The organism is Listeria cornellensis FSL F6-0969 (assembly GCF_000525855.1).
GTDB classification, from domain to species: domain Bacteria; phylum Bacillota; class Bacilli; order Lactobacillales; family Listeriaceae; genus Listeria_A; species Listeria_A cornellensis.
In genome coordinates this window covers 187,770-198,471 of record NZ_AODE01000013.1, presented here as the reverse complement: position 1 = coordinate 198,471, position 10,702 = coordinate 187,770, and the positions used below count along the sequence as shown (strand labels likewise).

12 protein-coding genes and 1 pseudogene are annotated in these 10,702 nt (G+C 42.0%); 1 reads left to right on the top strand and 12 read right to left on the bottom strand.

Going from position 1 to position 10,702, the window contains the following annotated elements; translation table 11 throughout:
- Window positions 1–768 precede the first annotated feature (768 nt).
- Window positions 769–1,386, top strand: coding sequence for a dihydrofolate reductase family protein (locus PCORN_RS06170; RefSeq protein WP_065520118.1), 618 nt, complete (start codon window positions 769–771; stop codon window positions 1,384–1,386).
- On the opposite strand, the gene ftsY is transcribed toward PCORN_RS06170, so the two are convergent.
- The 12 genes and pseudogenes from ftsY to PCORN_RS06120 all read right to left on the bottom strand — a co-directional run bounded on the left by ftsY (window position 1,351) and on the right by PCORN_RS06120 (window position 10,632).
- The gene (gene ftsY / locus PCORN_RS06165) at window positions 1,351–2,340 is read right to left on the bottom strand and encodes a signal recognition particle-docking protein FtsY (protein ID WP_036078514.1); all 990 of its coding nucleotides are present in this window, start codon (window positions 2,338–2,340) and stop codon (window positions 1,351–1,353) included. The genes PCORN_RS06170 and ftsY overlap by 36 nt on opposite strands.
- A 16-nt stretch (window positions 2,341–2,356) precedes the next feature.
- Window positions 2,357–5,918: pseudogene (gene smc / locus PCORN_RS06160) on the bottom strand (chromosome segregation protein SMC).
- Window positions 5,919–5,937: 19 nt separating this feature from the next.
- Window positions 5,938–6,627, bottom strand: coding sequence for a ribonuclease III (rnc, locus tag PCORN_RS06155; RefSeq protein ID WP_036078511.1), 690 nt, complete (start codon window positions 6,625–6,627; stop codon window positions 5,938–5,940).
- Between the two features lie 196 nt (window positions 6,628–6,823).
- Complete coding sequence (locus PCORN_RS06150; RefSeq protein WP_036060159.1) at window positions 6,824–7,057, bottom strand: acyl carrier protein; 234 nt, start codon at window positions 7,055–7,057, stop codon at window positions 6,824–6,826.
- A 169-nt stretch (window positions 7,058–7,226) separates the two neighbouring features.
- Window positions 7,227–7,472 carry a hypothetical protein gene (locus tag PCORN_RS06145; RefSeq protein WP_036078509.1) on the bottom strand — a complete coding sequence of 82 codons (246 nt, stop codon included), beginning with the start codon at window positions 7,470–7,472 and terminating at the stop codon, window positions 7,227–7,229.
- 15 nt (window positions 7,473–7,487) lie between these two features.
- Entirely contained in the window at window positions 7,488–7,718 is a 231-nt protein-coding gene (locus PCORN_RS18970; protein WP_149024272.1) for a hypothetical protein, read from the bottom strand.
- A gap of 149 nt (window positions 7,719–7,867) precedes the next feature.
- The gene (locus PCORN_RS19785) at window positions 7,868–8,272 is read right to left on the bottom strand and encodes a hypothetical protein (RefSeq protein ID WP_036078507.1); all 405 of its coding nucleotides are present in this window, start codon (window positions 8,270–8,272) and stop codon (window positions 7,868–7,870) included.
- A 234-nt stretch (window positions 8,273–8,506) separates the two neighbouring features.
- The gene (locus tag PCORN_RS17190) at window positions 8,507–9,235 is read right to left on the bottom strand and encodes a glycohydrolase toxin TNT-related protein (RefSeq protein ID WP_051999287.1); all 729 of its coding nucleotides are present in this window, start codon (window positions 9,233–9,235) and stop codon (window positions 8,507–8,509) included.
- A gap of 28 nt (window positions 9,236–9,263) precedes the next feature.
- A complete protein-coding gene (locus PCORN_RS19780) occupies window positions 9,264–9,518 on the bottom strand; it encodes a hypothetical protein (RefSeq protein WP_051999286.1) in 255 nt (84 codons plus the stop codon).
- Complete coding sequence (locus tag PCORN_RS06130) at window positions 9,481–9,981, bottom strand: T7SS effector LXG polymorphic toxin (RefSeq protein WP_036078505.1); 501 nt, start codon at window positions 9,979–9,981, stop codon at window positions 9,481–9,483. Before PCORN_RS06130 ends, PCORN_RS19780 begins: the two co-directional genes overlap by 38 nt.
- Window positions 9,982–10,028: 47 nt before the next feature.
- Window positions 10,029–10,346 (bottom strand): hypothetical protein, encoded by a 318-nt coding sequence (locus tag PCORN_RS06125; RefSeq protein ID WP_036078503.1) that lies wholly within the window; start codon window positions 10,344–10,346, stop codon window positions 10,029–10,031.
- A 1-nt stretch (window position 10,347) separates the two neighbouring features.
- Window positions 10,348–10,632, bottom strand: coding sequence for a DUF3130 family protein (locus tag PCORN_RS06120; protein ID WP_036078501.1), 285 nt, complete (start codon window positions 10,630–10,632; stop codon window positions 10,348–10,350).
- Window positions 10,633–10,702: the final 70 nt, after the last annotated feature.

Below are 10,702 nucleotides of genomic sequence, written 5' to 3'. Positions count from 1 at the left end.
CCTCGACAGAAATTGTTAGGGGGCGCAGTGAAAATCCTCTTTTGATTTTTGCGGAGGCCACGAAATTTCCGAGAGGCTGGCTCTTGAAGCTAGCCCGACCGTGAAGCAACCGCCAAACGAACGCAGAGCATGATTTCCGCTACACTAAGAATAGTATTTGCTCTTTATGAAGGGCGTGAAGTTTTCGAGGAGTTAGCCGTTGAAGCTAGATCGGAGGCACAGGTCATGACGAGTACAAGGAACGGATGCTCACTCTGTTCGCACTCGTATTGAGGCTCTAAATCGGCGAGTAATGCCTCATAAGAACCACAACATAGGGGGCGCAGTGAAAATCCTCTTTTGATTTTTGCGGAGGCCACGAAATTTCCGAGAGGCTGGCTCTTGAAGCTAGCCCGACCGTGAAGCAACCGCCAAACGAACGCAGAGCATGATTTCCGCTACACTAAGAATAGTATTTGCTCTTTATGGAGGGCGTGAAGTTTTCGAGGAGTTAGCTAAAAGGAAGGCAGTTTCATTACATTCAACTGCATATTGAGGTTCTAAAAAAGCAAACGACGCTTTTCAAGAACCACAACAAAGCTAGATCGGAGGCACAGGCCATGACGAGTACAAGGAACGAATGCTCACTTTGCTCGCACTCGTATTGTGGCTCTAAATCGGCGAGTGATGCCTCATAAGAGCCACAACAAAAACCACTTCTCAACCTCCAACCCCCAAACATCCGTGCTATAATAAAAACATATCAACGCTAAAGGAGCGATGCAAAACATGAGAAAAGTAGTTTTTTACGGCGCCGTTACTCTAGACGGGTACCTAGCCGACCAAGACAATAGTTTAACTTGGCTATTCGAAACAGACACAGGCGAAGGAACCACCTACGAAAAATTCATCCAAAATATCGATGTGGTTGTTATGGGACGCGTCACATATGAAGAAGTTCTAAAGTTGCAAAAAGACGAACCATTTTATCCAGACCAAGAGGTGTATGTTTTCACGAGAGACACGACGAAAACGTTTGAAGACACGCATACGATCCACGAAAATCCCGTTTCTTTTATTAACGAATTAAAAAAACAAGATGGAAAACCGATTTGGATTGTGGGCGGTGGTAACTTATTAAAACCACTTCTGGAAGCCAATATGATCGATGAGTGGTGGATTCAGATTACACCTATCCTGCTCGGTAAAGGAAAACGTTTATTCGAAGAGGGCGATTATTTAGAACGCCTTGAGTTAGTCGATACTACTTCTTTCGGACAGTTTGTCGAGCTACATTACAAAAAAAATAGAGAAATAGCAAAGAACCCGTTCACCAGAAAAATGATTCTGATGGATGGGTTCTTTTCTCGCTTATTCTTTCGCCCCGTCAATCACGTCTGCGAATAGTCCATACACATATTCATTCGCATCGAAAGCTTGAAGGTCATCCATTTTTTCACCTAAACCAACAAATTTCACTGGGATATGCAACTCGTTACGAATCGCAATGACGATACCGCCTTTTGCCGTGCCATCTAATTTCGTTAGCACAATCCCGCTAACATCCGTTGCTTCTTTGAATTGTTTTGCTTGCACAAACGCATTTTGTCCCGTTGTCGCATCTAAGACAAGCAAGACTTCATGTGGCGCATTTGGCACCTCACGCGTGATAACACGTTTTACCTTTTCCAGTTCGTTCATTAAGTTTACTTTGTTTTGCAAGCGTCCAGCCGTGTCACAAAGCAAGATATCGACGTTACGCGCTTTAGCCGCTTGGACCGCGTCAAACATCACGGCCGCCGGATCACTGCCCTCTGCTTGCTTGATAACGTCCACGCCGACCCGTTCTCCCCAGACATCCAGCTGATCAATCGCCCCAGCCCGGAATGTATCGCCAGCCGCCAGAAGCACACTCTTTCCTTGTGCTTTTAAATGATGCGCCAGTTTCCCGATGGTCGTCGTTTTACCAACACCATTCACGCCGACAAACAGAATCACGGTCAAGCCCTCTGATTGGATATTTAACTCTGGCAATTCTTCCTCTTCACCGTGATAAATCGCCACCAATTTCTCCACAATGACTTCCTGAACCTCTTTCGGATCTTGAATATTGCGCAACTTCACTTCTTCGCGTAACTGCTCGACAAGCTCCATCACCGTTTCAAATCCAACATCCGCCTGGATCAAAATCTCTTCAAGTTCTTCAAAAAACTCTTCGTCGACCTTGCGATAACGCGCCACAAGTTCATTCATTTTACCTGAAAAATTGTCACGTGTTTTCGATAAGCCGTCTTTAAATTTTTCCGTTACCGAATCGGTTTGTTGCGTTAATTTATCTTTTATTTTCTTGAAAAATGTCATCGGGTTTGCAACTCCTCTATTTGATTAATTCTGCGGTTTCTTCTAAGCGTACCGAAACAAGCTTCGATACACCGGATTCTTGCATCGTTACACCGTACAACACATCCGCTTCCTCCATCGTGCCTTTGCGGTGAGTAATGACGATAAACTGAATATTGGTTTCAAATTTCTTCAAATAACGACTGAAACGCGTCACGTTCGCCTCATCCAGCGCCGCCTCAACCTCATCCAAAATACAGAATGGCATCGGCCGTACGCGAATAATCGCAAATAATAAAGCAATCGCAGTTAGCGCACGCTCTCCACCCGAAAGCAGACTCAGGTTTTGCAGTTTCTTGCCTGGTGGCTGCGCTTCGATATCTACACCAGTCGTTAAGACCTCGTCCGGATTTTGCAAAATAAGTCGCGCCTGTCCACCACCAAAAAGTTCAGGGAAAACAATCGCAAATTCCGTTTGAATGGCTGTAAAAGATGCTTCAAATCGCTTCTTCATCTCTTCGTCCATCTCGTCCATCACTTGGAATAACGTTGATTTAGCTTCGAGCAAATCCGTCTGCTGCCCATTTAGGAAGTCAAAACGTTCTTTAATCCGCTCAAATTCATCGATGGCGCCAATGTTGACCACGCCAAGTTCATCAATCGAACGTTTTAATAAGCGGACTTTTGATCGTGCGTTATCGATATCCATATCTTCCACCATGCGTGCCTTAGCAGCCTCAAACGTGAGCACATAGGCTTCCGATAGGCGTTCTAAACGATTGTCTACATCCGCGTCTAAACGACTCAAACTGACCTCTGCCGTTGTTTTTTGCTCCATGTAGAAACTTGCCTGATTATGTTTTTGCTGTAAAGCTTCTTCTTGTACTGCCAAGCTCTCTTGTAATGCCACCCGTTTTTCGCGTAGTTGGTCGCGTTTCGTTGCGGTCTGTTCTTTCTCGATGCGCGCATTATCGATGATTTCTGCTAGCTCTTCTGTACTCGTATGCACCGTTTCGAGGTTGGATTGAAGCATCGCTAGTTTCGACGTGATGGCCTCTTTTTGGTTGTAGTGGTCGGTCATATCGATTTCTAACGTCAGCAAGGCTTGTTCTGCGGTTTGAAGTTGCTCACGACTAACTGCCACACTAGATTTCAGCGTTGAATAGCTTTCTTGATCACTCGCACGATTATGTTCCTGCTCTTTGCTTTGCTTCGTCATCCGCTGAATCTGTTCGTCTTTATCAATGATTTCCAGCGCCAGCACCGTCAATTCTTGTTGCAATTTCTCTTTGCGTTCGGTCAATTGCTGATGCTCCGATGTGCCTTCTTCTTTCTCCATATCATAAATTTGGAGCTGTTTATTCGCAACGGTTAAACGTTCTTCTGCGCGCTCTTTTTTGCCTAGTAATTCTGTTTCTTGCAGACGGAGCGATTCACCGATAGATCTAGCTTCTTCCAGCTGCTCTCGTTTTACTCTGACTTCCTCTTTCAATGTCGCAAATTGCTTTTCCGTTTTCTCCACAGATAGCGTCATTTTGCGCAATCGTTTTACTCAAGTTTTCGAGTTCATGCTTTCGCGTCATAATCGACGACTTGCCTTGTGCTGTTGCTCCACCAGTCATGGAACCGCCAGCATTCACGACATCGCCTTCCAACGTAACGACACGATATCGGAAGTTCACCAATTTTGCGAGTAGGTTTGCACCTTTTAAATCCTTTGCCAAAATAGTGGTGCCCAGCGCGTTCAAAATCACGTTTTCCACTTGGACGTCGTATGTTAGGACATCACTTGCCAAAGCGACAAATGCTGGTTGTTGCTCCAAACTGTGTTTCGTTGCCATCGGGATTTGACGTGGTTGAATCGTTGTCAGCGGTAAGAACGTTGCCCGTCCAGCCCGCGTCTCTTTCAAATAGCTAATCGCTTCACGTGCTGCTTGATCATCGCGCACAATGATATGCTGCGCGTTCGCACCAAGCGCAATTTCCAGCGCCTTCTGATAATGCTCCGGAATCTCGACTAATTCCACAAACGCACCCATAATCCCGTTCAACTTCTTCTTCGCCTTCAAAACTTCACGAACACCTTGAAAAAATCCAGCGTAATCATCCGCGAGCTCCGCCAACGTTTCCTGACGCGACTTCGCTTGTTGAATCGTTTCATATTGACGATACATGTCACGCTCTTGCTTCGTAAAAACAGCTTCCTGTTTTGCCAACTCCTGCTGAATCGCCTGATAGTGCGTCATCTGATCCGCTAACTTGGTCCGCATTTCGTCCACATGCTTCGTCAAACTCTCGACATTCGCAATAATTTCGTTCCGTTCTGTAATATGTTGCTGATTCTCATGATCCAATTTCTCCGAACGGCCTTGCATCTGCGACAACTGACGCTCCAAATACCCAATATCATTTTTCATCGTCGTCTGTGTGTGACGTAATTCGATATAATCGCTTTTCATATTCTCGATTTTTTCTTCCGACAAGTTGCTATACTCCGCCAATTTGGCCTCAAGTACTTTCTTTTCTTTCAGGAAAACTTCGAGCGCCGTTTCTTTTTCTAGCTTATCTTGTAAAAGCACTTGTTTTTGCGCTTCAAATGCCTTAATCTTCGTTTCAAGCTGTTGTAGGTTCTCATGCATCGCTTGTTCGTTCTCGTTGCTGTGTTTCTTTCGCTCGAGCGCCACGTTTCGCTGCCCTTCCAATTGTTCCAGTCGTTCTGTTACGACAAGAAGTTCGGCCTGCGTCACGTCCATTTGCTCATCCATATCCGCGAGCATCTGCTTCTGCGTGAAAATCTGCGCTTCTTCCTGCTTAATTTCGGCTTGCATCGCCGTCAAAATCTCACCGTTCTTCGCAAATTCTGCTTTTTGGATCGCGATTTTTTCCGTGAACGCTTCAATTTCAGCCACGAGTAGCGTCACTTCGTATTTCTCCAATTCTTCCTGTTGAAATAAATAGTCCTTCGCAACGCTCGCCTGCATCTCAAGCGGCTCCAACTGACCCTCAAGCTCATATAAAATATCCTGAACCCGATTCAAGTTCTCTTCCGTTTCAAATAGCTTGTTTTCAGCCTGTTTCTTGCGATGTTTATATTTCAAAACGCCCGCCGCTTCTTCAAAAATCGACCGCCGCTCCTCTGGTTTACTATTTAAAATCTCATCAATTTTCCCTTGACTAATAATTGAAAACGACTCGCGTCCAAGACCAGAATCCATAAACAAATCCACGATATCCTTCAATCGACACGACTGCTTGTTGATCAAATAATCGCTGTCTCCATTCCGGAAAATACGTCTTGTCACCGATACCTCACTATAATCGAGCGGTAAAAAACGATCTTCATTCTCAAAAACAAGCGACACTTCCGCAAAATTAATCGGTTTTCGCGAATCACTTCCTGCAAAAATAACATCACCCATCCGGCCACCGCGAAGGCTTTTGGCAGACTGTTCCCCAAGTACCCAGCGAATCGCCTCGGTAATATTACTTTTTCCACTTCCATTTGGGCCTACTATCGCTGTAGTGCCCGGCACAAAATCAATTACCATTTTGTCAGCAAATGACTTGAAACCATTCATTTCTAATCGTTTTAATAACATGTCCGGACTCCTTCACCGCTTAGTTTTGGCGCAACGCTTGGATAGCGCTTTTCGCGGCATTTTGCTCCGCTTGTTTCTTTGTTTTTCCAGTCCCAGCACCGCGTTGTTCTTGGTTGATGGCAACGATTGCTTCAAACGCCTTGCTATGCGCTGGACCTTTTTCATCTAGAATCGTATACGTGATCACGACGTCGCGGTCTTTTTGCACAATTTCTTGTAGTTGCGTTTTATAATCGACGGTTTGCTCGAAATAACCCGCATCGATTTTTGGAAAAACAACACGCTCTAAGAAACGCACAACCTTGTCCAGCCCTTGATCGAGGAATAGCGCTCCAATAAAGGACTCGAATACATCTGCAAGCAAGGCTGGGCGCGTTCTGCCACCAGCGCGCTCTTCCCCACGTCCAAGTCGCACGTACCGTGAAAAGTTCACCATCTCCGCAAAATCTACGAGAGAAGGTTCACAAACGATTGCTGCACGCATTTTCGTCATTTGCCCTTCCGCCATGTTTGGAAATTTTGTGAATAAGTAATGCGAAACGGTCACCTCGAGCACCGCGTCCCCAAGAAATTCCAAGCGCTCATTGTCCTCTATTTTTTCCTTGCGATGTTCGTTCACGTAAGACGAGTGTGTAAAAGCCGTTTTTAGAAGATTCGTATCCGTGAATGTAAAACCAACACTTTCCTGTAATTCTTCCCAAAGATTCATCTGTAAAGCCTCCATTTCGGTACACCAAAGCTTTATTTTCTAAACATCTTTAAGAGAAGAGTCTGCTTAGAAAATAAACTTTAATGTGGAAAAAGAGGATGTCTAGTTGCGCGACAGAATTTTTAACCGGAATACCCGTCTAAAACAGTCTGTGCTACCTAGACACCCTCGTTCATTTGTTTAAAACAAGTCGGAATTATGCGTTCGCCTCTATGTATTTCACAGCGTCCCCAACTTTTTCAATATTTGCTGCATCATCGTCTGAAATTTCTACACCAAATTCATCTTCAAGTTCCATAACCAATTCAACAACGTCTAGTGAATCTGCACCTAGATCGTCTTTGAAGGAAGCTTCTAAAGTTACTTTAGATTCCTCGACGCCTAAACGGTCAACGATAATCTTAGTTACTTTCTCTAATACTTCTGCCATTGTTTACTTCACCTCCCTCCAAGTATTATATAGGATTTCTTCGTATTCGTAAACTATTAATTAAAAAAAAGATTAAAACGGTATGCTTAGAGCCACTAATAAAGCCTACTAAACCATAAATAGTTTATTGTTCAATAAGCGGATGTACTATAAGATATAAACTTATAAATTAGGATTCAATCGTAGTTCGCTCAATAAAATTATCATTAATAGCCATTCTAGCCAAGCGTCTTCCAGCTCGCTTAAAGAAAAATTCATCTGGATAAAATTCTGAAACAATAGGTTCTTGCTGGCTAATCATGCCGCTATCCTTGTTATATTCAATAACGCCTGAAATTTTTTCATCAGGACCATATTTATATACGACTTTTTCCTCATTTTCGTACTCTTTTGTCATGATAATGAAAATAGCCATTGTGTCACTCCTAGTTTACAAATCCCCAGACTCTGCAAGCTCATCAATTAGCTCTTTTTCAAAGGAATCTAAACGCGTATATTCTTTGAGGGAAGCCAAATCAATTCCCAATTTTTTTAAAGTGGCTAAGGCAAAATCTCCGACTGTATAAAACCCTAACATTTTATCTTCCAGTGTTTGCTCTCTTCTTCCAGAAATGTTAATAAGTGCTTGAACTATAGATAGGTTAGTAATTTTTTTTATCAATAATCTCATGCATCGTGTTGTAAAGTATGATGGCATTGCCTGTGCTAAGATAGTTTTCTAAATCGTCTAGCTCGTATTGACCATTATTAAGATTTTCAATTATTATCATATTGTTCTCCTTGCTGTATTCATAAGGGTTAAAGCAGGGCTTATTTTTTAAGATATATCCGCTTTAGTAATTCTACTTGATTTGGTGAAAGGTTATAGGTAATTAATTGTGGATAGATGACCTCTTTAAATTGTTTTAGAACAAAGCCGAAATTGTAGACTACAATAAATGCATTCGGTAATTTCCTGTCTTCTGATATCATTGCAATCTCGCCATTGGGGGAGAGGTAATATATATCGTAATGATTATCTCTTCTAAGTTTTAAATTTATGCAATCCACCTTCTTTTCAAGAAAAGAATAATATTGGCTACCAATTGCATCAGCTAGATAATTATTTGCTATTTCTAAATCAGACTCAGACTCTAATTCCCAAAGTTTTTCTATTACTACATCATCTGGTTCTACTGGGTTGAAATGATTAGAAACATAGAGATACAGCGACAACTTAGCTAATGTTTCATCAGAAAACTCGCTTATTAAATATTCTTGATCTCGCTGGACTTCATAAAGTGTCCAATTTAAATCTATTTTTTTTAATCGTATTGCAGTGTCTAAATCAACTGAATTATTATTGATATATTTTCCATAAACTGATATAATCTCGTTTCCTAGCGAATTTGTTATCTGAACACTTAGATGTTCATCTTTTTTTTAGTTTCTCAATAATCATTATGTTACCTACTCTCTAATAGATACAGATTTTATAAAACCTTCTTTAACAAGTTCATTCATGGTGTAAGGCTTTCCATTACTGTGGTATTTTATATACTGCGTTCCACCACCAGGTCTATCAAACCAAGGAGCAGCGGTACCTCCTTTAACCTGAAAATCCTCCCTAACTCTGTACACATAATAATTAGCTTCATCACTATGTAGCGCTAGTGCCCTCATTTCATAAGGTACATCTTTTGGTGAGAAGAATTCTCCCCTTGGCTCACCATATCGATCAAGCAAGCTACCTTCTTTGATAATAGTATCTTTAGGGGTGCCAGAAAAACCATTATTTGGAGGCCAATTGATATCACCTGTAGTTTGATTGTAGTACTTAGGATTATCGTAAACGGCTTTATATTTAAGGTACTTTGCTTCATTGGGTGGATAACTCCATTTTTCGAGTTTAAGTTTATCGACAGCATTTATCTGACGTTCAGCACTACTTACAACTTTACTTGGTGCAAATCTTGCTGCGAACTTAGCTAAACCAAGCACAGGAGCACCGTATTGCGTCAACACAAGTGCACCATCTAATAACCGCTGTCCGTCACTAATATGCTTCCCAGACACCGAATCAACACCATACACAGCGCGATAAAATGCACCAACTCCAAGTACTTCGCGGAATACTGTCTCACTCTGCCAATAAATCATTTGTTGATTCACAAAATCGAGTGTCGCTTCCGTACTCATTTTACCATCAATCGTGATGAAACCAGCACTATTTCCTTTTGGAACGTTTTGGTGTTAGTCCAATTTCTTCAATTTCTTTTATCTTATCATCGATCTCTTGCTGGCTCGCATACATTTTGGTGAGTTGGCTGAATGTCGCAGGATTCAATTTTTCAAGATGATACATACCAGTTTTACCGTCAAACTTAAGATTTTGCCGTATGTTATCGAGTGCCTGTTTAATATAATGCGCTAGTTCTCCAACTTCATAAAAGAAATTCCCGTGACTCTGTTCGAAATCCATAAATTTGTTCAGTATATCTTCTTTTTTTATGCGCTTCAAAAATTTGTGTGGCTAAATAATTTAGTTCGGATGCGTGTCCAGTTCCATTAATAGCCGTTAATTGTAAGGTGACAGTTTCAAGACGATTTTCAAAACCTGTGATTTTTTGATTTAAGTCATGAATACCATCCACGTCAAGCCTAGAATTTGGGGAAGAATCCACTTGAGAATGGAAATCAGTAATATATTTTTGCATCTTTTGCTCGCTCAGGTTAAGCGCTTGCTTGATGGATGCGCATAGTGGGAAATAGGCACCCGCGTAGTATTCTTTCGAGCTAGCGATAGCGTCTCCGCTAATCGATGTATCATTGATATAAGCGATAACAGCTTGTTTTACGGCATTTACATACTGTTTCAATTCCTGATTAGATGCGCGCAATTGTTGTGAAAAATGCGTGACTTCGGCAATATCGATGCGCGTCATAAAATCAGCTCCTTATGTAACAGTTTCCGTTCATCCTCTATTTGAGATCAGCTCGATTGAATGGTTTTCTGCTCTTGTTGTAGCTGTTCTCGCGTGCTTTCGATATGTTTGCGTAATTTCCTCCAACTTTCATGCGCTGTATCTTCCGCATCATAAGCCACACTTCTGCCGTGATTTCCGCGCCATACATCATGAGCTTGGGCAATAAGGTTTTCTTTTTCACGTTCGATGTGCCGAAGCTCGGTTTCTGTGTATTCTAGCTGTATTTGTTGTTGTTTTATAGCGTATAACTGGTCTTCTTGTTGCTCCGTCTTCCGCTTTAATTGTTGCAATGTCTGATGAATTTGCTCGCTTCTCGGTTCCATCTTAGCGCACCTCCAGTTGCATTTTCTGACCGACTTCTCGATCCTTGGCGGCATAGGCTTCCCCAATTTGTTTGATACGAATAGCATCTTCCTGCACCACTTTTCCAAATAAATCGACATAGTGCACCAAATCATGTAAAGCTTCCTGACAATTAGTCATAGAATTGCACTGGGTGTAAGACATTGTGTTGTTTTTCTTTGTATGATGGGTCATTCCCGAGACACTATCTCCAAGTTCCGCAGCGTGATTCATCATTTTTTCTCTATTTACTTTTATTTGTGTCATTCATCTATCTTCCTTTCCCCATTAAAAATAGAACTCTTACAAAAAGAAACGGTAAATTGGCGAAGAGTAA